Source organism: Microbacterium barkeri (assembly GCF_027921765.1).
GTDB classification, from domain to species: Bacteria; Actinomycetota; Actinomycetes; order Actinomycetales; family Microbacteriaceae; genus Microbacterium; species Microbacterium barkeri.
Genome location: NZ_BSEJ01000011.1, coordinates 113,656 through 135,229, shown reverse-complemented (window position 1 = coordinate 135,229; position 21,574 = coordinate 113,656). Strand labels below are relative to the sequence as shown.

Sequence of the window (21,574 nt, the reverse complement as noted above, 5' to 3'; positions counted from 1 at the left end):
GGCTACGATCCGACTGCGGCTGCGGCGCCGGCGGCGGCACCTCCTGCGGCACCTGCTGCGGCACCGGTGGCACCTCCTGCGGCACCTGCTGCGGCACCGGTGGCACCTCCTGTCGCCGCACCGGCGGCTGCGCCTGCGGCGGCTGCGCCTGCGGCACCGGCGGCTGCGGCTGCGCCTGAGGCGCCGGCGGCTGCGGCTGCGGCGTCTCCTGCACCGGCGGCGGCTCCGGCGGCTGCACCTTCCGTCGCTGCGCCGGTGGCACCTCCTGCAGCCGCACCGGCGGCTGCGCCCGCAACTTCCTCGGACGCTCCTGCGGCGGCCGCTCCGTCTGCGGCAGCACCCACGGCACCTCCCGCGTCTCCGGCACCGCCCGTAGCGCCCGCGGCTGCGGCGCCTGCTGCCGCGGGCCCGAGCTCGGTGAGGTCCGATGGGCCCGAGGCACCCGTACGTCCCGCGACGGCCGTCCGCGATGACGGAACCGTCCCCGCCGCCGGCTGGGCGACCATCCCACCCGGTGCGGACGGGCCCGTGGCTCCCGCACGGCAGGCGTCTGCCGAGCGTCCGCCGGCCGACGACGGGCCGCTTCCCGCACCCGAGGACGAGCCGCCCTACGACCCGTACGACGAGCCCGCTCGCAGCGAGCAGCCGCGTCGACCGGAGCCCGCGCCTGAGCCTGCTCCTGCCGGCGCGCCGCTGACCCTCGCCGGAGTGCAGGCCGTGTGGTCGGGGATCCTCGCCCGGCTGGAGCACGCGAGTCGCGCGTCGTGGCTCGTGCTCCAGAGCGCGCGGCCGGTGGCCGCGGAGGGCGACGTGCTCACGCTGGCGTTCACGAACCAGCGCGACCTCGCGACCTTCAAGCAGCGCACGCCGCAGGGCGGGGGAGTGAGCGAGGACCTGCGCGGGGTCATCCTCGAGGTCCTCGGCATCCGCGTGAAGTACCTCGCCCGTCACGAGCCGGGCCCCGGCGGGCCCGGATCGAGCGGACCGGGCGGCGCCGGGCCCGGATCGAGCGGACCGGGCGGCGGTCAGACGCCTCCCGCCGGCCCGGGCGGTGGCGCACGCGCACCGGAGCGATCGGCGCCGCAGCGCGCGTCGGCGCCCTCGGCCGATGCAGGAGCGGTCGCCCTGTCGTCCCGCAGCGTCACGGAGTGGGCCGTCGCGCCGATCCCGGGCGGCGCCGTCGGCACGCTCGCGGTCGACGAGGACCCGGAGGAGGCGGAGATCCCGCCCGCGGCCCGCATTGTGCCGCCCGTCGCGGATGGCGAGATCGCCGCGCCCGCGCCGGCCGCTCCCGTCCTCGACGAGGACGACGACACCGACCCGGGCGACATCCCGCCGGAGCCGGCGGAGGCGATCGCGCCGAACCCGGCGCCGGTGCCGAGGGTGCAGGCGCGCCACGTCGGGCCCGAGGGCATCCAGCGCTACGGCGAGGCGGTGGTCCGCCAGGTGCTCGGCGCGACGTTCCTCCACGAGGAGCCGTACGAGCCCGCGACCCGCTTCCAGTGACCTCCCCTGCGTAAGGACACCATCCCTCCATGTACGACGGCATCGTCCAGGAGCTGATCGACGAGCTCGGCCGGCTTCCCGGCATCGGCCCCAAGTCGGCCCAGCGCATCGCGTTCCACATCCTGCAGACCCCGTCCTTCGACGTCTCGCGGCTCTCCGAGCTCCTGCGCGAAGTGCGTGAGCGGGTGAGGTTCTGCGAGATCTGCGGCAACGTCTCCGAGAGCGAGACGTGCGCCATCTGCCGCGACCCCCGTCGCAACCCGGCGCTCATCTGCGTCGTCGAGGACGCGAAGGACGTCGCCGCGATCGAGCGCACGCGCGAGTTCCGCGGCCGCTATCACGTGCTCGGCGGGGCGATCAGCCCGATCGCCGGCATCGGGCCCGACGACCTGCGCATCCAGCAGCTCATGACGCGCCTCGCCGACGGGACCGTCCAGGAGGTCATCCTCGCGACGAACCCGAACCTCGAGGGCGAGGCGACCGCGGCCTATCTGAGCCGCCTGCTCACGACGCTCGACATCGCGGTCTCGCGTCTCGCGTCGGGCCTCCCGGTCGGCGGAGACCTCGAGTACGCCGACGAGGTCACCCTCGGCCGCGCGTTCGAGGGCCGCCGCCGCCTCTGAGGGCCGCCGCCGCCTCTGAGCGTGCGGGCGAGACTGCACCGCGCGGCCGAGACAGCGCGTTGCCGCCGAGACAGCGCGTTGCCGCCCCTGAGCGCGCGGGCGAGACAGCACCTCGCCGCCCAGACAGCGCGTCGCCGCCGAGAGGCGCGCCGCCGGCCGCCCTCTCGGCGCCGGCGTGCACGGTCGGCGGGGGATGGCCCTCCGGGCGGCGCGGGCGCGCGCGGGGCGGCGGGTGCGGAGCCTCTAGACTTGTCGACTGGGCGCGCCCTGCGTCCCTCACCCGCCCGCACCGTGAGGAGCCTCACTTGGCGTTGATCGTCCAGAAGTTCGGCGGCTCGTCCGTCGCCGACGCCGAGAGCATCAAGCGCGTCGCGAAGCGCATCGTCGACACCCGCCGGGCGGGGCACGACGTCGTCGTCGCCGTCAGCGCGATGGGAGACACCACCGACGAGCTGCTCGACCTCGCGTCGCAGGTCGCGCCGGTGCCCGCGCCGCGCGAGCTGGACATGCTCCTCTCCAGCGGAGAGCGCATCTCGATGGCGCTCCTGGCCATGGCCATCCACTCGATGGGATACGAGGCGCGCTCGTTCACGGGCAGCCAGGCGGGCATGATCACGACGGCCGACCACGGCGCCGCGCGCATCGTCGACGTCACCCCCGTGCGCCTGCGTGCGGCTCTCGACGACGGGGCTGTCGTCATCGTCGCGGGCTTCCAGGGCTTCAACCGCGACACGAAGGACATCACGACGCTCGGCCGAGGCGGATCCGACACGACCGCCGTCGCGCTCGCCGCTGCGCTCGACGCCGATGTGTGCGAGATCTACAGCGACGTCGACGGCATCTTCACGGCAGACCCGCGGGTCGTGCCCCTCGCCCGCAAGCTCGGCCACATCACGGCCGAGGAGATGCTCGAGCTCGCCGCCAACGGTGCCAAGGTGCTCTACATCCGCGCCGTCGAGTACGCCCGTCGCCACGGCGTGCTCATCCACGCCCGTTCGACGTTCACGTCGAACGAGGGCACGTACGTTCTGGGCGAGGGGATGAAGGCCCCCCGCAATGCCAAGGGAGAGATCATGTCGGACGACGCCATCGGAATGGAAGAGCCGGTCGTCGCCGGAGTCGCCATCGACCGCAGCCAGGCCAAGATCACGGTCCTCGGCGTGCCGGATGTGCCGGGCTCGGCAGCCGCGATCTTCACGCTCGTCGCGAAGACGGGCGCCAACATCGACATGATCGTGCAGAACGTGCAGTCGGCGAAGGCTGGTCGCACCGACATCTCGTTCACGCTGCCGAAGCAGTCGGCCGCCGAGGTCGCGAAGGCGCTCACGGCAGCGCAGGACGACATCGGGTACGAGAACCTCGTCTACGACGACCAGGTCGGCAAGCTCTCGGTCGTCGGCGCGGGCATGCGCACGCACTCGGGCGTCTCGCTGACGCTCTTCGAGGCGCTGAGCTCCGCCGGCATCAACATCGAGATGATCTCGACGAGCGAGATCCGCATCTCGGTCATCCTCCGCGACACCGAGCTCGACGAGGCCGCCCGCGTCGTCCACTCGGCGTACGGGCTCGACGGCGAGGTCGAGGCGACCGTCTACGCCGGAACCGGCCGCTGACATCCCTTTGCGAAGGCCTCCGACCCCGCGGTCGGAGGCCTTCGTCGTCCACTCCCATCACGCATGTCTCACTCGGCGCCGGTATCGAGGCGCTATACCCGCACCAAGCGAGACATGCCCGGTCGCTGACCCGCGACAAGTGAGACATGCCCGGGCGCTGACCCGCACCACGTGAGACATGCCGGGTCGCTGACCCACGACAAATGAGACACGCCTGGGCGGGACGGGGCACTCCGCGGCGCCGGTAGAATCGAGCAACCCCGCTCGCATCCCCGAGGAACACCATGACCCGCATCTCTGAATCAGGACTCTCCGTCGCCGTCGTCGGCGCCACCGGCCAGGTCGGCACCGTGATGCGCGAGATCCTCCAGGAGCGCGACTTCCCGATCCGCGAGCTGCGGCTCTTCGCGTCGGCGCGCTCGGCCGGCCGAACGATCGACTTCGGCGGCACCGAGGTCGTCGTCGAGGACATCGCGACCGACGACCTGTCGGGCATCGACATCGCGCTCTTCTCCGCCGGCGGCTCCGCCTCGAAGGAGCACGCCCCGCGCTTCGCCGCGGCCGGCGCTGTCGTCATCGACAACTCGAGCGCCTGGCGCATGGACCCCGAGGTCCCGCTCGTCGTGAGCGAGGTCAACCCGCACGCGATCGACCAGGCCGTCAAGGGCATCATCGCGAACCCGAACTGCACGACCATGGCGGCCATGCCCGTCCTCAAGCCGCTCGCCGCCGAGGCCGGCCTCGAGCGCCTCATCGTCTCGACCTACCAGGCCGTCTCGGGCTCTGGCCTCGCCGGCGCGCAGGAGCTCCTCGGTCAGGTCGAGGGCGTCCTCGCCCAGGGCGACACCCTCCGCCTCGTGCACGACGGCTCGGCGGTCGACTTCCCGAAGCCCGAGAAGTACGTCGCGCCCATCGCGTTCGACGTCGTGCCGCTCGCGGGCAACCTCGTCGACGACGGGCTGAACGAGACCGACGAGGAGAAGAAGCTCCGCAACGAGAGCCGCAAGATCCTCGAGCTCCCCGACCTGCGCGTGGCCGGCACGTGCGTGCGCGTTCCGGTGTTCACGGGCCACTCGCTGAGCATCCACGCCGAGTTCGCGCGCGAGATCACGCCCGAGCGCGCGCGCGAGCTCCTCGCGGATGCCCCGGGCGTGGCTCTCGAGGAGGTCCCGACTCCGCTGCAGGCGGCGGGAAGCGACCCCAGCTACGTCGGCCGGATCCGCGCCGACCAGTCGGCTCCCGAGGGGCGCGGTCTCGTGCTGTTCATCTCGAACGACAACCTCCGCAAGGGCGCCGCGCTCAACGCGGTGCAGATCGCGGAGCTCGTTGCCGCCAAGCTCGGCTCGGCCGTCGCGCGCTGATCCATCCCGCAGAACGGGCCGGCCCCTCGGGGCCGGCCCGTTCTGCATCCCGGCCCGATCGCAAGAACGCCGCCGTCTTCGGGGCGCCGAAAACGCAAGTTCCGATGTTCTTTCGACGGCGGATGGTCAGGTTCGCCGAAAAGCCGGGAATAGGATTGACGCGTGAGTGAAACCGTCGATGTCGTGCTGATCGGCGGCGGGATCATGTCCGCCACACTCGGCACGCTCCTCAAGGAACTGCAGCCCGACTGGAAGATCGTCGCCTTCGAGCGCGACGGGGAGGTCGCGCAGGAGAGCTCGAACGCGTGGAACAACGCGGGAACCGGGCACTCCGCCCTGTGCGAGCTCAACTACATGCCCGACCCGTCGAACCCGGCGAAGGCGATCGGCATCAACGAGCAGTTCCAGCAGAGCCGCGAGCTCTGGGCATCCCTCGTCGCGAAGGGCATCCTCGACGCGCCGTCGACGTTCATCAGCACGACGCCGCACATGACGTTCGTCACGGGGGAGAAGGACGTCTCCTACCTCCGCGCGCGCTACGAGACGCTCAAGGACCAGCCGCTCTTCGAGGGCATCGAGTACTCCGAGGACTCGCGCGTCATCCACTCCTGGGCGCCGCTGCTCATGGAGAAGCGCCGCAAGACCGACGAGCCCTTCGCCGCGACGCGCGTGCCGGCCGGCACCGACGTCGACTTCGGCGCGCTCACCCGCCAGCTCTTCGACCACCTCCGTGCGAACGACGCCGAGGTGCTGCTGAACCACGAGGTCAACGGCCTCAAGAAGCAGAAGGACGGCACCTGGCTCGTCAGCTACCGCAACCGGGTGGGCAAGACGCCCGGCCAGGTGCGGGCGCGCTTCGTCTTCGTCGGCGCGGGCGGATGGGCCATCAAGCTCCTGCAGAAGGCGCGCATCCCCGAGATCAAGGGCTACGGCGTCTTCCCGATCGGCGGCCAGTTCCTCAAGACGACCGATCCGAAGCTCGTCGCGAAGCACGGCGCGAAGGTGTACTCGCAGGCGGCCGTGGGCGCCCCGCCCATGTCGGTCCCGCACCTCGACGCCCGCCGCGTCGACGGCGAGGGGTCGCTCATGTTCGGTCCGTTCGCGACGTTCAGCCCGAAGTTCCTCAAGAAGGGGTCGTGGCTCGACATCGTCTCGCAGGTGCGCCTGCACAACATCGGCTCGATGCTCAAGGTCGGAGCCACGAACCTCGACCTCGTGAAGTACCTCGTGACCGAGCTCCTCAAGAGCCGTGCCAAGAAGATCGACGCTCTGCGCGTCTTCGTGCCCACGGCCGACGGCGCGGACTGGGAGCTCATCCAGGCCGGTCAGCGCGCCCAGGTCATGAAGGGCGGCAAGCTCCAGTTCGGCACCGAGGTGGTCTCGGCGGCGGATGGCTCGATCGCGGGTCTTCTCGGAGCATCCCCGGGCGCGTCAACGGGCGCGACGATCATGCTCGACGTGCTGTCGTCGTGCTTCCCCGATCGGATCGAGGGATGGAAGCCCGCGCTGCGCGAGCTCATCCCCACCTACGAAGAGACGCTGAACGGGGACGCCGCGAAGGCGCGCGCCGAGATGCGACGCACCGCGGAGGCGCTTCACATCGCGGAGGAGCAGCGCGTCGACGCGTGACGCGCCCTCCTTCTCAGACCCCAAGCTTCTCGCGCAGGGCCGCGACGTGCCCATCCGGGTCGACGCGGTACTCGGCGATCTCGATGCGGTTCTCCTCATCGAGCACGAACGTCGAGCGCAGCACGCCCGTGAGGGTGCGGCCGTCGATCTGCTTCTCGCCCCACGCGCCGTAGCTCTTCGCGACGGCGTGATCCGGGTCGGAGAGGAGCGGGAAGTCCAGGCGGTCCTCCTCGGCGAAGCGGGCGAGCGTCTCGACGTCGTCCTTCGAGATGCCGACGACCTGGTAGCCGGCGCCGCTGAGCGACGCGAGGTTGTCGCGGAAGTCGCACGCCTCGGTCGTGCAGCCGGGAGTGAAGGCCGCGGGGTAGAAGTAGAGGATGGTGCGTCCGCCCGCGAAGTCGGACAGGCGCACCGTCTCGCCCTTCGCGTCGCTCAGGGCGAAGTCGGGCGCGTCGGCGCCGGGAGCGAGCTGTGCGACGGTCTCTTCGGCCACGATGCCTCCGTAGTTTCACGATATGGAATAAAGCTTCTGTAGCTCGGAATTCATTATAGTCCAGCCCGACGCGGCGGCGCAATGGTCGATCAGCCGCGCCCATCGAACGGCATGCCTGTGGCCGTCACCACGAGCTCGTGGACCGCGACCTCGTGCGGCAGGTCGGCGACGTCTGCGATGAGGCGCGCGGCGTGCGCGACGTCGAACGTCGGCTCGACGCGGCGCGTGCCATCGGGCTGCAGCGCGCCGTCGCCCGCGTCGATGCCGTGCAGGAGCTCGGTGGCGGCATTGCCGATGTCGATCTGGGTCGCGGTGATGCCGTAGGAGCGCCCGTCGAGCGCGACCGAGCGCGTGACCCCCGTCACCGCGTGCTTCGTGATCGTGTAGGCGGCCGATCGCGGGCGCGGACGGTGGGCCGACACCGAGCCGTTGTTGATGATTCGGCCGCCCTGTGGGGTCTGCGCGCGCATGCGGCGGAAGGCCTCGCGTGCGCAGAGCACCGCGCCCGTGACGTTGACGTCGAGCACCTGCTGCCAGTCGTCGTCCGAGAGCTCGTCGATCCGCGCCTGGGGTCCGAATGCGCCCGCGTTGTTGAAGAGCAGGTCGACGCGACCGGCATGCTCCTGCGCGGCATCGAACGCGCGGACGACGTCATCCGGTCGCGTCACGTCGGCGGGGGCGCACGCGGCGGCCGGTCCGCCCACCTCTGCGATCTCGGCGGCCGTCCGCTCGAGCGTCTCGCGCGTTTGCCCGATGAGGGTGAGCGACCAGCCGCGGCGCGCGAGCTCGAGGGCGGTCGCCCGCCCGATGCCCGTCCCGGCTCCGGTGATGAGCGCGCTGCGAATGGCGCGGGTCTGCGTCGACATGGTGTCTCCTTCTTCTGCACGACGGTGCGCACGGTAGCTTCTCACGGAGGTCGGCTTGACTCTCCCGAAGCGGGGTGCTTCACTAATTACACACAACGGAAGAACATTTCCGGAATGTGGAATGAAGGAAGGTAAGCAATGACGCTTGCAGCGTTCAACCAGCTGACGCCGACGGAGGCGGATGCGCTCATCCGACCCGCCGCCGACATCGACCGCTGGGTGGAGGCCGTCGTGTCTGCTCGTCCGTACTCCAACGTGGAGGAGGTGCTGTCGGCCGCCCGCGAGCGGGCGCTCGACTGGACGGACGAGGACATCGACGCGGCGCTGGCGCATCACCCGCGCATCGGGGACCGTCCGAGCGGAAGTTCGACGGAAGCCGGCATGTCGCGAGGAGAGCAGGCCGGCGTCGATGCGGGCGATGCGGCACTGGCCGCAGAGCTCCACGCGGGCAACCGCGCCTACGAGGAGCGATTCGGGCGAGTCTTCCTCATCCGGGCGGCGGGGCGCGGCGGTCGAGAGATCCTCGACGAGCTGAACCGCCGTCTCGACAACACCGACGAGGACGAGATCCGGGAAGTCGCCGAACAGCTTCGCGAGATCGCACTCCTCCGACTGGAAGGGATCCTCCGCGCATGAGCCACGTCACCACGCACATCCTCGACGCGTCGATCGGCCGTCCGGCCGCCGACGTCGCGGTGGCACTGGAGGACGCGGACGGCGCGGTCGTCGCATCCGCTCGCACCGACGCGGACGGCCGTGTGAAGGACCTCGGTTCCGAGGCGCTCGAACCGGGTCACTACCGGCTCCGCTTCGAGGTCGCCGCGTACTTCGCGCGCACCGGCACGGATTCCTTCTACCCCGTCGTCACGATCGACTTCACGGTCGGCGACGCCGAGCAGCACTATCACGTACCGCTACTCATCAGCCCGTTCGCATATTCAACCTACAGGGGTAGCTGATCATGACCATCGCTGACACCACCGTCGAGACCTCGTCCCAGACCAAGGTCGTGCTGGGCGACAGCCAGTACGGCAAGGCAGAGGTCCACGTCGTCCGCGTCACGCGCGACACCGACCGCCACGAGATCGAGGACCTCACGGTCGTCTCGCAGCTCCACGGCGACTTCGACTCGTGCTACTACGAGGGCGACAACTCGCACGTCGTGCCGACGGACACGCAGAAGAACACGGTGTTCGGCTTCGCCCGGGAGGGCATCGGGTCGCCCGAGGACTTCCTCATCCGCCTCGGCCGCCACTTCACGAGCGAGTTCGAGTGGGTCACGGGCGGCCGTTGGGGCGCGCGTCAGGCGACGTGGTCGCGCATCCCGGTCGCGGGCGAGGGCCACGACCACTCGTTCTTCCGCGGAGGCACAGGCGCCGAGACCCGCACCGCGGTCGTGAAGATCGTCGGCGACAAGACGCACGTGGTCGCCGGTCTCGAGGACCTCGCCGTGCTCAAGACGACGCAGTCGGGATTCGTCGGCTACCCGGTCGACCGCTACACGACGCTCCCCGAGACGACCGACCGCATCCTCGCGACCAACGTCACCGCGCGCTGGCTGTACAACCGCACCGACATCGACTTCAACGAGGTCTTCGCGTCGGTCCGGACGATCATGCTCGAGGCGTTCACGAACCACTACTCGCGTGCGCTCCAGGAGACGCAGTACATCATGGGCCGCGCCGTGCTCGAGGCGCACCCCGAGATCGACGAGATCAAGTTCTCCATGCCGAACCTCCACCACTTCGTCGTGGACCTCGAGCCGTTCGGCCAGGACAACCCCAACGAGGTGTTCTACGCCGCCCACAGCCCGTACGGCCTCATCGAGGGCACGCTGCGGCGCGAGGGTCTCGGCGACACCGCGGCCATCTGGCAGGGCATCCCCGCCTACGTCTGATGCCGTGACGGCCCCTGCGCCGTCTCGACAGCCCGTCGCGGTCGGGTCGTCGCTCTCGACGACCCGACCGCGGACGGGCGTGCCCGCGCACGCTCGCGCGGGCACTGCGCGATCACGCGCGAACCTGGGCGGCGCCGAGCGCCGCCGTGCCGACAAGGAGGTCAGCAATGAGCAAGAAGAACCGCCGGGCGCTGCCCGGATCACTGGATGTCGCCGGATCGCCCGAGGACGAGCGCCTGCCCGTCGGCAGGTCGTTCATGTACGGACTGCAGCATGTCCTGACGATGTACGGCGGGATCATCGCCCCGCCGATCATCCTCGGCGGTGCGGCCGGCGTCACCGACGCGGAGAAGGGCCTCCTCATCGCGTCGTGCCTCTTCATCGGAGGCCTCGCGACCATCCTGCAGAGTGTGGGGATCCCGTTCTTCGGATCGAAGCTCCCGCTCGTGCAGGGCACGTCGTTCGCGGCCGTCGCGACGATGCTCGCGATCGTGAACGGGGGAGGAGGGCTGCCCGCGGTCTTCGGCGCCGTGCTCGCCGCATCGCTGATCGGCTTCGTCATCACGCCGTTCTTCGCGATGATCCTCCGCTTCTTCCCGCCCGTCGTCACGGGCGTCGTCATCACCGCGATCGGCCTCTCGCTCATCCCGGTCGCCGGCAACTGGATCATGGGCGGCAACGCGGCCGCCGACGACTACGGCTCGATGGCCAACGTCGGGCTCGCCGGGCTCACGCTCCTCATCATCGTCGTGCTCTCCAAGCTCGGCAGCGCCACGATCTCGCGTCTGTCGATCCTGCTCGCGCTCATCATCGGCACGGTCATCGCGATCCCGCTCGGGATGGCCGACTTCTCGTCGGTCCTCGACGGCCCGGTCTTCGCCATCCCCACCCCGCTCGCCTTCGGCGCACCGGTCTTCGACCCCGCGGCGATCGTGTCGATGCTCGTCGTCGTGCTCGTGATCCTCACCGAGACGACCGCCGACATCCTCGCGGTCGGCGAGATCACGGGGGCGCGCGTCGACTCGCGCCGCATCGCCAACGGCCTGCGCGCCGACATGGCGGCCAGCGCCGTGTCGCCGCTGCTCAACTCGTTCACGCAGAGCGCGTTCGCGCAGAACGTGGGCCTCGTCGCCATCACGGGCGTGAAGAGCCGCTTCGTCGTCACCGCGGGCGGCGTCATCCTCGTCATCCTCGGCGTCCTGCCGATCCTCGGGCGCGTCGCCGCGGCCATCCCGATGCCGGTCCTCGGCGGCGCGGGCATCGTCCTGTTCGGCACGGTCGCGGCCTCGGGCATCCGCACGCTGTCGAAGGTCGACTACCGCAACAACATGAACCTCATCATCGTCGCGGCGTCGCTCGCCTTCGGGATGCTGCCGGTCGTCAAGACCGACATCTACCACCAGTTCCCCGACTGGTTCGAGGTCATCTTCCACTCGGGCATCTCGTCCGCCGCGATCATGGCCGTCCTGCTCAACCTCATCTTCAACGAGCTCACCCTCGGCAACGTGCGCAAGAACGCCTCGGTCTTCGTCGCGTCGCCTCCGCGCATGGTCCGCGAGGACGAGCTCGAGGCGCTCGAGGACGGCGACACGTTCGTCGGCGGCAAGCTCATCGCCGCGGACGGCAACGAGGTCCCGATCGTTCGGGTGAACGCGGCCGGCAACCAGACCACCTCCATCCACATCAGCTCCGTCGACCGCGTCGCGCCCGACACCCCTGCTCAGGGCTCGCGCACCATCCGGAAGGGCTTCCGCCGATGACAGCACCCCTCGAACCCGCGCTCCTCGACCGGAGGGTCGACGACGTCGATCCCGCCGAGACCGCGGAGTGGCTCGAATCGATCGACGGCCTCGTGGCCGCGGGCGGCCGCGAGCGCGCGCACCGCATGATCGAGGCGCTCGCCGCCCGCGTCGGCGCGGACCGCGCGCGGGCCGAGCTGACGACCGACTACGTCAACACGATCCCGGCCTCGCAGGATGCGCCGTACCCCGGCGACGAGCAGGCCGAGCGCCGCTACCGCGCATGGATCCGCTGGAACGCGGCGGTCATGGTGCATCGTGCGCAGCACCCGTCGACCGGGGGCGTGGGCGGCCACATCGCGACCTACGCGGGCGCCGCCACGCTCTATGAGGTCGGCTCCAACCACTTCTTCCGCGGCAAGGACCATCCGGGCGGCGGCGACCAGGTGTACTTCCAGGGGCACGCGTCTCCCGGCATGTACGCGCGGTCGTTCGTGGAGGGGCGCCTCGACGAGGCCGACCTCGACGGCTTCCGCCAGGAGCGCTCGCGCGAGGGGCACGGTCTGCCGTCGTACCCGCACCCGCGGCTCAAGCCGGCCTACTGGGAGTTCCCGACGGTCTCGATGGGCATCGGGCCGATGAACGCCATCTACCAGGCGCAGGCGAACCGATACCTGCACGCGCGCGGCATCAAGGACACATCCGACCAGCACGTGTGGGCGTTCCTCGGCGACGGCGAGATGGATGAGCCGGAGTCGCGCGGGCTGCTGCAGGTCGCGGCGAACGACGGGCTCGACAACCTCACGTTCGTGATCAACTGCAACCTGCAGCGTCTGGACGGACCCGTCCGCGGCAACACGAAGGTCATGCAGGAGCTCGAGGCGTTCTTCCGCGGCGCGGGGTGGAACGTCATCAAGGTCGTCTGGGGCCGCGAGTGGGATGCGCTGTTCGAGCGCGACGTCGACGGCGCGCTCGTCGACCTCATGAACCGCACACCGGATGGCGACTTCCAGACCTTCAAGGCGGAGTCGGGCGCGTTCGTCCGCGAGCACTTCTTCGGGCGCGACCCGCGCACGCTCGCGCTCGTGTCGGACTACTCCGACGAGGACATCTGGAACCTCCGGCGCGGCGGGCACGACTACGTCAAGGTGCACTCGGCCTACAAGGCCGCGATGGAGCACCGCGGTCAGCCCACGGTCGTGCTCGTGAAGACGGTCAAGGGATACACGCTCGGCCCGAGCTTCGAGGGCCGGATGGCCTCGCACCAGATGAAGAAGCTCGCCCTCCAGGATCTCAAGGACTTCCGCGACCTGCTCCGGATCCCGATCCCCGACGCGCAGCTCGAGGAGGACCCGTACCGGCCGCCGTACTTCCGCCCTGAGCCGGGCGCGCCCGAGCTCGAGTACATGCTCGAGCGCCGTCGCGCGCTGGGCGGCCCGGTGCCCGAGCGCCGTGCGACGCACACCGCGATCGAGCTCCCGGCCGACGCGGTGTACGCCTCGGCGAAGAAGGGGTCGGGAGCCCAGCAGGCGGCGACGACGATGGCGTTCGCGCGCATCCTCCGCGACATCCTGCGCGAAAAGAAGGTCGGGCACCGGATCGTGCCGATCATCCCGGATGAGGCGCGCACGTTCGGCATGGACGCGTACTTCCCGACCTCGAAGATCTACAACCCGCGCGGGCAGAACTACATGTCGGTCGACCGCGAGCTGCTCCTCGCCTACAAGGAGTCCGAGGCCGGTCAGATCCTCCACGTCGGCATCAACGAGGCCGGTGCCGTCGCGGCCTTCACGGCGGCGGGCACGTCGTACGCGACGCACGGCGAGCCGCTCATCCCCGTCTACGTCTTCTACTCGATGTTCGGGTTCCAGCGCACGGGCGACTCGTTCTGGGCCGCGGCCGACCAGATGGCGCGCGGCTTCGTGATCGGCGCGACCGCGGGGCGCACGACCCTCACGGGCGAGGGGCTGCAGCACGGCGACGGCCACTCGCCGCTCCTGGCATCGACGAACCCGGCGGTCGTCTCGTACGACCCGGCCTACGGGTACGAGCTCGCGCACATCGTGCGCGCGGGGTTCGAGCGCATGTACGGAGGGGTTCATCCCGACCCGAACGTCATGTACTACCTCACGGTCTACAACGAGCCGATCTCGCAGCCGGCCGAGCCGGAGGGCGTGGACGTCGACGGCATCCTCCGCGGCATGCACCGCGTGTCGCAGGCGGATGGCCAGGGCGTCCCCGCGCAGATCCTCGCGTCGGGCGTCGCGGTGCCGTGGGCGATCGAGGCTCAGCGGGTGCTCGCGGAGGAGTGGGGAGTCGCGGCCGACGTGTGGTCGGTCACGAGCTGGAACGAGCTGCGCCGCGACGCGATCGACGCCGACAGCGCCATCCTGCACGCGGGCGAGCCGCGCGAGCCCTACGTGACCCGGCGCCTCCGCGAGGGGTCCGGCGGTCCGGTCGTCGCCGTCAGCGACTACATGCGGCAGGTGCAGGACCAGATCGCGCCCTACGTGCCCGGGCGCTGGCTCTCGCTCGGGACCGACGGCTTCGGGTTCTCGGACACCCGGGCCGCGGCGCGGCGGTTCTTCCGGGTCGACGTCGAGTCGATCGTCGTCCGCACGCTCGAGGCGCTCGCACTCGACGGTGCGGTCGACCCCGCGGCTCCGCGTCAGGCCGCCGAGCGCTACCGTCTGCAGGACGTGCGCGCCGGCCACACCGGAACGGCCGGCGGCGACGCGTAGCCGTCGGCACACGGAAGCGGGGTCGGGCGTCCAGGACGCCCGACCCCGCTTCCGTGTGCGCGGCGTCAGACCGTGCGGTTCATCTCCCGGCTGATGGCCTCCGCGGCCTCGAGGAGGAGCGGCACGGCGCGCTCGCCGAACGCCTCGTCGACCCGGGTCTGCGGGCCGGAGACCGAGACGGCCGTCGGCGTGGGGGCGTCCGGGATCGGCACGGCGTAGCAGCGCACGCCGATCTCCTGCTCGTTGTCGTCGATCGAGTAGCCGCGCTCGCGGATGAGCGACAGGTGCGAGACGAGCTCCTCGGGGTCGCCGATGCTGTGCTCGGTCGCGCGGGGCATCCCGACCCGCGACACGATCGACCGCACGGTCGGCTCGTCGAGCTGCGACAGGATCGCCTTGCCGACGCCCGTGTCGTGCGTGTGGGCGCGTCGCCCGATCTCGGTGAACATCCGAACCGAGTGCGGCGACGGCACCTGCGCGACGTACAGGACCATGTCGCCGTCGAGCACCGCGAGGTTGGCGGTCTCCTGCAGCCGGCCGACGAGGTCGGCGAGGTACGGCTCCGCGATCTGCCCGAGCTGGCGGTTGGCGCCGTCGCCGAGGCGGATGAGGCGGGGCCCGAGCGCGTAGCGACGGTTGGGCAGCTGGCGGACGTACCCGCGCCCCACGAGCGTGCGCAGGAGGCGGTGGATGGTCGGCGGCGGCAGCTCCGTGCGGTTCGCGAGCTCCGACAGCGTCTGCGTGCCGCCCGCGTCCGCCATGAGGTCGAGCAGCTCGAAGGCGCGCTCGACGGACTGCACGCCGCCTGTGGTGCGTTCGGTCATGGGATCTCCTCCAGTTGCGGCCGGTCCGCACTTCGTTCTACAATCATTCCACAAGGCAGAAGCAAAACTCCACTTCGTGGAAAAACGGCTCTCGTCTCCGAGTCCGCACAATCGACGTGCGGGCCCCGCCGATCAAGGAGGATCCTATGGCCAACCCGAGCCCCGGGTATTCGATCACCGTCCGCGTCCAGGCGCCCTCGAGCTACCAGGTCACGAGCGAGCTCGCCGCCGCGGTCGGCGCCGCGGGAGCTCAGGTGACCGCGCTCGATGTCGTCGAGTCGCACGCCGACCGCATGGTCGTCGACGTGACCGCCAACACCTCGTCGCCCGATCACGCCGACCAGGTCGCCGACGCGATCCGCGCGATCGAGGGCGTCGCGGTCGAGCACGTGAGCGACCGCACGTTCCTCATCCACCTGGGCGGCAAGCTCGAGGTCGTGCCCAAGGTCGAGCTGCGCAACCGCGACGACCTGTCCCGCGCCTACACGCCGGGTGTCGCGCGCGTCTGCCTCGCCATCGCCGATGACGAGAAGCTCGCCCGCAACCTCACGGTCAAGCGCAACACGATCGCGGTCGTCACCGACGGATCGGCGGTGCTCGGCCTGGGCAACATCGGCCCCTCGGCGGCGCTGCCGGTCATGGAGGGCAAGGCGGCCCTGTTCAAGCAGTTCGCCGACGTCGACGCCTGGCCCGTGTGCATCGACACGCAGGACACCGACGAGATCGTCAAGATCGTCAAGGCGATCGCCCCCGTCTACGGCGGCGTGAACCTCGAGGACATCGCCGCTCCCCGGTGCTTCGAGATCGAGGCCCGCCTGCGCGAGGAGCTCGACATCCCCGTCTTCCACGACGACCAGCACGGCACGGCGATCGTCGTGCTCGCCGCGCTCAACAATGCGCTCCGCGTCGTCGACAAGCGCATCGAGGACATCGAGGTCGTCGTCTCCGGTGTCGGCGCCGCCGGCCACGCGATCATCCAGCTCCTCCTCGCCGCCGGCGTGCGCCGCATCGTGGCGGCCGGCCGCTCGGGCGTCATCTCGCGCGGCGAGGAGTACGCCGACGAGCACCGCCGGTGGATCGCCGAGAACACGAACCAGCAGGGTCTCACCGGCTCGCTCACCGAGGCGGTCGCCGGCGCCGACGTCTTCATCGGCGTCAGCGCGCCGGATGTGCTCACCGAGGAGGCCGTCGCGACGATGGCGCCGCGCTCGATCGTCTTCGCCCTCGCCAACCCGGACCCGGAGATCGATCCGGTCATCGCCGGACGGCACGCGGCCGTGGTCGCCACGGGCCGCAGCGACTACCCGAACCAGATCAACAACGTGCTCGCGTTCCCCGGCGTGTTCCGCGGGCTGCTCGACGCGGGCGTCAACGACGTGACGACCGAGATGCTCGTCGCGGCGGCGGAGGCCATCAGCCGCAACGTCACCGACGAGGAGCTCAACGAGAGCTACATCATCCCCAGCGTGTTCGACCGCGACGTCGCGCGCGACGTGGCCGACGCCATCGTCGCCGTCGCCGAGCGCGACCGCGAGCGCGCACACGAGGCCGTCGCCGCCGCGGCGCACTAGGAGAGGAGCACCATCATGTCGATCCAGATCACCGATCCGGCGCCGGTCGCGCGCGCCGAGGAGATCCTCACCCCCGAGGCGCTCGCCTTCGTCAACGCGCTCCACGAGCGCTTCGCCGCGCGCGTGCCGCAGCTGCTCGACCGCCGCCGCGAGCGACGCGACGAGATCGCCCGCACGCACACCCTCGGCTTCCTGCCGGAGACCGCCGACGTGCGCGCCGGCGACTGGCGCGTGCCCGAGCCGCCCGCCGCCATCCGCGACCGCCGCGTCGAGATCACGGGCCCCGCGAGCCCCGCGAAGATGGCGATCAACGCCCTCAACTCGGGGGCCAAGGTGTGGCTCGCCGACCTCGAGGACGCGTCGGCGCCGACGTGGCACAACGTCGTCGACGCGCAGGTCAACCTGAAGGACGCCGCCCGCGGCTCGCTCTCCTACACCGCTCCCGACGGCCGTGCGTACGCGCTGCGGACGGACGCGCCGCTCGCGGTCGTCGTGGTCCGCCCCCGCGGGTGGCACCTGCCGGAGCACAACGTGCGCTGGGACGGCGAGAGCGCGGTCGGCGCGCTCGTCGACTTCGGACTCCACTTCTTCCACAACGCCCGCATCCTCGCCGACGCAGGGCAGGGGCCGTTCTACTACCTCCCGAAGATGGAGAGCCACCTCGAGGCGCGCCTGTGGAACGACGTCTTCACGTACGCCGAGGACGCCCTCGGGATCGAGCCCGGCACCATCCGCGCCACGGTGCTCATCGAGACGATCACGGCCGCGTTCGAGATGGACGAGATCCTCTACGAGCTGCGACCGCACGCGTCGGGTCTCAACGCCGGGCGCTGGGACTACCTGTTCAGCATCATCAAGAACTTCCGCGACGCGGGGGAGGCGTTCACCCTGCCCGACCGCGCGCAGGTGCAGATGACGGCGCCCTTCATGCGCGCGTACACCGAGCTGCTCGTGCAGACGTGCCACAAGCGCGGCGCGTTCGCGATGGGCGGCATGGCCGCCTTCATCCCGAACCGCCGCGAGCCCGAGGTGACCGAGCAGGCCATCGCGAAGGTCCGCGCCGACAAGCTGCGCGAGGCGAACGACGGCTTCGACGGCTCGTGGGTCGCGCACCCCGACCTCGTGCCCGTGTGCCGCGAGGTGTTCGACGAGGTGCTCGGCGAGCGGCCGAACCAGATCGACCGCCAGCGCCCCGACGTGCGCATCGAGGGCCCCGAGCTCCTCGACGTCCGCTCGGCGGGCGGCACGGCGACGCTCGACGGCCTCCGCCTCAACCTCTACGTCGCGGTCGCGTACACGGCGGCCTGGCTCGGGGGCAACGGCGCGGTCGCGATCCACAACCTCATGGAGGACGCCGCGACCGCCGAGATCTCCCGCTCGCAGGTGTGGCAGCAGATCCGGAACGGCGTCACGCTCGACTCGGGCGAGACCGTCACGCGCGATCTCGTCGAGCGCATCCTGGACGAGGAGGTCGAGCGCCTGCGCGGCGAGGTGCCCGGCGACGACTTCGAGCGGCTCTACCTGCCGGCCTCGCGGCTCGTGCGCGACATCGTGCTCTCCGAGGAGTACGCCGACTTCCTGACCAACGGCGCCTACGACGAGGTCGTGGCACGATGACGGCCGCTCGTGCGGTCGAGGTGGCCGGATCGCTCGGCGAGTCGGACTACGCCGAGGCCGACGCCGCGCTCGCCGAGACCGATCGGCTGCTCGTCGAGAGCTATCCCGGCGACACGGGCGCGCGTCAGCCGATCCACACCGTCTACGTCCCCGGCCACCTCTACCGGCCCGGGGTCGCGGGGGAGTGGGGTGCCGCGGCGCTCGACGCCGTCGAGGCCTCTGGAGGGCTCCGCGCCGTCGTGTCCGACCTCGTCGGAGACGCGGAGGCCGAGGTCATCGTCGAGCGCGTCTCGGCGAAGCTGCGCACCGAGCCGATCGAGGATCTCCGGATCGACTTCGAGGACGGCTTCGGTGACCGCGGCGACGAGCAGGAGGACGCCGCCGTGGTCGCCGCGGCGGAGGCGCTCGCCGAGGACGTCGCTGCCGGCACGGCGCCGCCGTTCGCGGGCATCCGCTTCAAGTGCTTCGAGGCCCCGACGCGGCGCCGCGGCATCCGCACGCTCGACCTGTTCCTGACGACCCTCGCGGCGCGCGGCGAGCTCCCCGAGGGGCTCGTCCTCACGCTGCCCAAGGTGACGACGGTCGACCAGGTGCGCACGATGGTCTCGCTCCTCGAGCGCATCGAGGAGCGCCTGGGGCTCGTCCCCGGCCGCCTCGGATTCGAGGTGCAGGTGGAGACCCCGCAGCTCATCCTCGCCGCCGACGGCACCGCGCCCGTCGCGACCCTGATCCACGCCGGCAAGGGGAGGATCACCGGCCTCCACTACGGCACGTACGACTACTCCGCATCGCTCGGGGTCTCCGCGGCGTACCAGTCGATGGAGCATCCGGCAGCGGATCACGCGAAGGCCGTGATGCAGGTCGCGGTGGCCGGCACGGGCGTCCGCCTCAGCGACGGCTCGACGAACGTCGTGCCGACGGGCGACCCCGAGCGCGTGCGCGACGCGTGGCGTCTGCACGCGCGGCTCGTCCGCCGCTCGCTCGAGCGCGCGTACTACCAGGGGTGGGATCTGCATCCCGCGCACCTGCCGAGCCGCTTCATCGCCAGCTACGCGTTCTTCCGCGACGGCCTGGGCGGCGTCGCCACGCGTCTGCGCGACTACGTCGAGCAGAACTCGGGCGGCTTCCTCGACGAGCCCGCGACCGCGCGAGCGCTCGCCGGATTCCTCGTCCGCGGCGTCCAGTCCGGAGCCGTCACTTCCGAAGAGCTGCGCGAGCGCGTGGGCATCGACGAGCAGGCGCTCGTCGCCCTGGCCCACCCCCGCCGCGCCTGAGAGGACCCCATGCCCATCACCACCCCCACCTACGACTACGCGACGATCGACCCGACACTGCCGCCGCAGACCGACTCCCTCGGGTCGGCCGCGATCGTCACGGAGGCGTACACCGTCATCCCGCGCAGCGTCATGCGCGACATCGTCGCGAGCGTGCTGCCCGAATGGCGCGGCACCCGCGCCTGGATCCTCAACCGCCCCGTCGCATCGGGTGCGACGACCTTCGCGCAGCTCGTGCTCGAGGTCGAGCCCGGTGGAGGGTCCGACGGGCCCGAGCCCCAGGCCGAGGTCGAGGGCTTCGTCTTCGTCCTCACCGGGTCGGTGTCGGTCGAGATCGACGGCGAGCGCCACGAGCTCACGCCGGGCGGCTTCGCGTACATCCCCCCGGCCGCGCGCTGGTCGCTGCGCAACGACGGCGGCCAGACGGCCCAATTCCACTGGTTCCGCAAGCGCTACGAGCGCGTCGAGGGACTCGAGCCCCGCGCGTTCGCGGGGAACGAGCAGCAGATCGAGCCGGCGCCGATGCCCGGCACGGACGGCGCCTGGCGGACGACGCGGCTGTTCGACGTCGAGGACCTCGCCTACGACTTCCACATCACGGTCGTGACGTTCGAGCCCGGTGCGAAGATCCCGTTCCTCGAGACGCACGTCATGGAGCACGGCATCTTCGTCCTCGAGGGCAACGCGGTCTACCGGCTCAACGACGACTGGGTCGAGCTGCAGCCGGGCGACTACTTCTCCCTGCGGGCGTTCTGCCCGCAGGCCTGCTACGCGGGCGGTCCCGGGGTGTTCCGGTACCTGCTCTACAAGGACGTGAACCGTCAGATCACCCTCTGACTCGCGGCGCGATGGCCGGGGACCTCGTTGGGGCGGTTCCCGGCCATCGTTGTGTCCGGACGCCGGCGACTGCGGGTTGACGTGCGCCGGGACCATCCGGTAGATTTCACATATCAGAACTAATCTTCCGGATTATGAAACTAGAAAGGCCGGTCCGATGACGTACACGGTGAACTGCTCGATCCTCCTCACCGAGCTGCCGATCGCCGAGCGCCCTGCCGCCGCGAAGGCCGCGGGCTTCGACGCCGTCGAGTTCTGGTGGCCGTTCGCCGAGGCCGTGCCCGCGCAGGACGAGGTCGACGCCTTCGTCCGCGCGATCGAGGACGCCGGCGTGCAGCTCACGGGGCTCAACTTCTTCGTGGGCGACATGCCCGCCGGCGACCGCGGCCTCGTCTCGTGGCCCGCGCGCTCGCAGGAGTTCCGCGACAACCTCGACGTCGTGACCCGCATCGGCGAGCGTCTCGGCACGCGCGCCTTCAATGCGCTGTACGGCCTCCGCCAGGACGACGCGACGCCCGAGGAGCAGGACGCGCTCGGCGCCGAGAACCTCGCCGCCGCGGCGACCGCCGTCGCCCGCATCGGCGGCACGGTGCTGCTCGAGCCCGTCTCGGGCGCCGACCGCTACCCGCTGCGCACGGCGCAGGACGCGCTCGACGTGATCGCCCGCGTCCCGGCGAGCGCCGGCGAGGTGCGCCTGCTCGCCGACTTCTACCACCTCGCGGTCAACGGCGACGACGTCGCTGCGGTGATCGAGGCGCACGCGGCGCGCTTCGGCCACATCCAGATCGCCGACGCCCCCGGGCGCGGCGAGCCCGGCACGGGCGACCTGCCCCTGCAGCAGTGGATCGACCGCAGCCGCGAGCTCGGCTACGACGGCCCGATCGGGCTCGAGTACAAGGCCACGGGCGACGCCCCGTTCGCCTGGCTCGACGCCGCGGCCGCCCGCAGCTGACCGCTTCCCCCGCACAGACATCTCGGAAAGG

The 21,574-nt window shown here is 70.9% G+C and carries 19 protein-coding genes; 15 read left to right on the top strand and 4 right to left on the bottom strand.

Annotated elements, in window-relative coordinates:
• On the bottom strand, positions 1 to 340 hold a 340-nt coding region (locus tag PKE79_RS12135), incomplete at its 3' end, for a hypothetical protein (RefSeq protein ID WP_271173954.1).
• A 188-nt stretch (positions 341 to 528) separates the two neighbouring features.
• Between PKE79_RS12135 and PKE79_RS12130 the strand changes: the two genes are divergently transcribed.
• The 5 genes from PKE79_RS12130 (at position 529) to mqo (ending at position 6,732) form a co-directional block, all read left to right on the top strand.
• A complete protein-coding gene (locus tag PKE79_RS12130) occupies positions 529 to 1,506 on the top strand; it encodes a hypothetical protein (RefSeq protein ID WP_271173953.1) in 978 nt (325 codons plus the stop codon).
• A gap of 29 nt (positions 1,507 to 1,535) precedes the next feature.
• Positions 1,536 to 2,129 (top strand): recombination mediator RecR, encoded by a 594-nt coding sequence (recR, locus tag PKE79_RS12125; RefSeq protein ID WP_271173952.1) that lies wholly within the window; start codon positions 1,536 to 1,538, stop codon positions 2,127 to 2,129.
• Between the two features lie 305 nt (positions 2,130 to 2,434).
• Entirely contained in the window at positions 2,435 to 3,742 is a 1,308-nt protein-coding gene (locus PKE79_RS12120; RefSeq protein ID WP_271173951.1) for an aspartate kinase, read from the top strand.
• Positions 3,743 to 4,026: 284 nt separating this feature from the next.
• A complete protein-coding gene (locus PKE79_RS12115) occupies positions 4,027 to 5,103 on the top strand; it encodes an aspartate-semialdehyde dehydrogenase (protein ID WP_271173950.1) in 1,077 nt (358 codons plus the stop codon).
• Positions 5,104 to 5,265: 162 nt separating this feature from the next.
• Positions 5,266 to 6,732 carry a malate dehydrogenase (quinone) gene (gene mqo / locus PKE79_RS12110; RefSeq protein WP_271173949.1) on the top strand — a complete coding sequence of 489 codons (1,467 nt, stop codon included), beginning with the start codon at positions 5,266 to 5,268 and terminating at the stop codon, positions 6,730 to 6,732.
• A 13-nt stretch (positions 6,733 to 6,745) separates the two neighbouring features.
• Here the strand turns inward: mqo and bcp are convergent, their stop codons facing one another.
• Positions 6,746 to 7,225 carry a thioredoxin-dependent thiol peroxidase gene (bcp, locus tag PKE79_RS12105; protein WP_271173948.1) on the bottom strand — a complete coding sequence of 160 codons (480 nt, stop codon included), beginning with the start codon at positions 7,223 to 7,225 and terminating at the stop codon, positions 6,746 to 6,748.
• A gap of 89 nt (positions 7,226 to 7,314) precedes the next feature.
• Positions 7,315 to 8,091 (bottom strand): SDR family oxidoreductase, encoded by a 777-nt coding sequence (locus tag PKE79_RS12100; protein ID WP_271173947.1) that lies wholly within the window; start codon positions 8,089 to 8,091, stop codon positions 7,315 to 7,317.
• A 138-nt stretch (positions 8,092 to 8,229) separates the two neighbouring features.
• Between PKE79_RS12100 and uraD the strand changes: the two genes are divergently transcribed.
• The 5 genes from uraD (at position 8,230) to aceE (ending at position 14,468) form a co-directional block, all read left to right on the top strand.
• Positions 8,230 to 8,727, top strand: a complete 498-nt coding sequence (gene uraD / locus PKE79_RS12095; protein WP_271173946.1) for a 2-oxo-4-hydroxy-4-carboxy-5-ureidoimidazoline decarboxylase — start codon at positions 8,230 to 8,232, stop codon at positions 8,725 to 8,727.
• The gene (gene uraH / locus PKE79_RS12090) at positions 8,724 to 9,050 is read left to right on the top strand and encodes a hydroxyisourate hydrolase (RefSeq protein WP_271173945.1); all 327 of its coding nucleotides are present in this window, start codon (positions 8,724 to 8,726) and stop codon (positions 9,048 to 9,050) included. The genes uraD and uraH overlap by 4 nt, the downstream gene beginning before the upstream one ends.
• Before the next feature lie 2 nt (positions 9,051 to 9,052).
• Positions 9,053 to 9,988, top strand: coding sequence for a factor-independent urate hydroxylase (pucL, locus tag PKE79_RS12085; protein ID WP_271173944.1), 936 nt, complete (start codon positions 9,053 to 9,055; stop codon positions 9,986 to 9,988).
• 167 nt (positions 9,989 to 10,155) lie between these two features.
• Entirely contained in the window at positions 10,156 to 11,748 is a 1,593-nt protein-coding gene (locus PKE79_RS12080; protein WP_271173943.1) for a nucleobase:cation symporter-2 family protein, read from the top strand.
• Positions 11,745 to 14,468 carry a pyruvate dehydrogenase (acetyl-transferring), homodimeric type gene (aceE, locus tag PKE79_RS12075; RefSeq protein ID WP_271173942.1) on the top strand — a complete coding sequence of 908 codons (2,724 nt, stop codon included), beginning with the start codon at positions 11,745 to 11,747 and terminating at the stop codon, positions 14,466 to 14,468. Before PKE79_RS12080 ends, aceE begins: the two co-directional genes overlap by 4 nt.
• A gap of 65 nt (positions 14,469 to 14,533) precedes the next feature.
• Here aceE and PKE79_RS12070 read toward each other — a convergent pair whose 3' ends face one another.
• Positions 14,534 to 15,292, bottom strand: a complete 759-nt coding sequence (locus PKE79_RS12070) for an IclR family transcriptional regulator (RefSeq protein WP_271173941.1) — start codon at positions 15,290 to 15,292, stop codon at positions 14,534 to 14,536.
• A 146-nt stretch (positions 15,293 to 15,438) separates the two neighbouring features.
• Between PKE79_RS12070 and PKE79_RS12065 the strand changes: the two genes are divergently transcribed.
• The 5 genes from PKE79_RS12065 to PKE79_RS12045 all read left to right on the top strand — a co-directional run bounded on the left by PKE79_RS12065 (position 15,439) and on the right by PKE79_RS12045 (position 21,543).
• Complete coding sequence (locus PKE79_RS12065) at positions 15,439 to 16,863, top strand: NAD-dependent malic enzyme (RefSeq protein WP_271173940.1); 1,425 nt, start codon at positions 15,439 to 15,441, stop codon at positions 16,861 to 16,863.
• A gap of 15 nt (positions 16,864 to 16,878) precedes the next feature.
• A complete protein-coding gene (gene aceB, locus PKE79_RS12060; RefSeq protein ID WP_271173939.1) occupies positions 16,879 to 18,480 on the top strand; it encodes a malate synthase A in 1,602 nt (533 codons plus the stop codon).
• Positions 18,477 to 19,754 (top strand): DUF6986 family protein, encoded by a 1,278-nt coding sequence (locus tag PKE79_RS12055; RefSeq protein WP_271173938.1) that lies wholly within the window; start codon positions 18,477 to 18,479, stop codon positions 19,752 to 19,754. Before aceB ends, PKE79_RS12055 begins: the two co-directional genes overlap by 4 nt.
• Positions 19,755 to 19,763: 9 nt before the next feature.
• Positions 19,764 to 20,591 (top strand): bifunctional allantoicase/(S)-ureidoglycine aminohydrolase, encoded by an 828-nt coding sequence (locus PKE79_RS12050; RefSeq protein WP_271173937.1) that lies wholly within the window; start codon positions 19,764 to 19,766, stop codon positions 20,589 to 20,591.
• Between the two features lie 157 nt (positions 20,592 to 20,748).
• A complete protein-coding gene (locus tag PKE79_RS12045; protein WP_271173936.1) occupies positions 20,749 to 21,543 on the top strand; it encodes a hydroxypyruvate isomerase family protein in 795 nt (264 codons plus the stop codon).
• Positions 21,544 to 21,574: the final 31 nt, after the last annotated feature.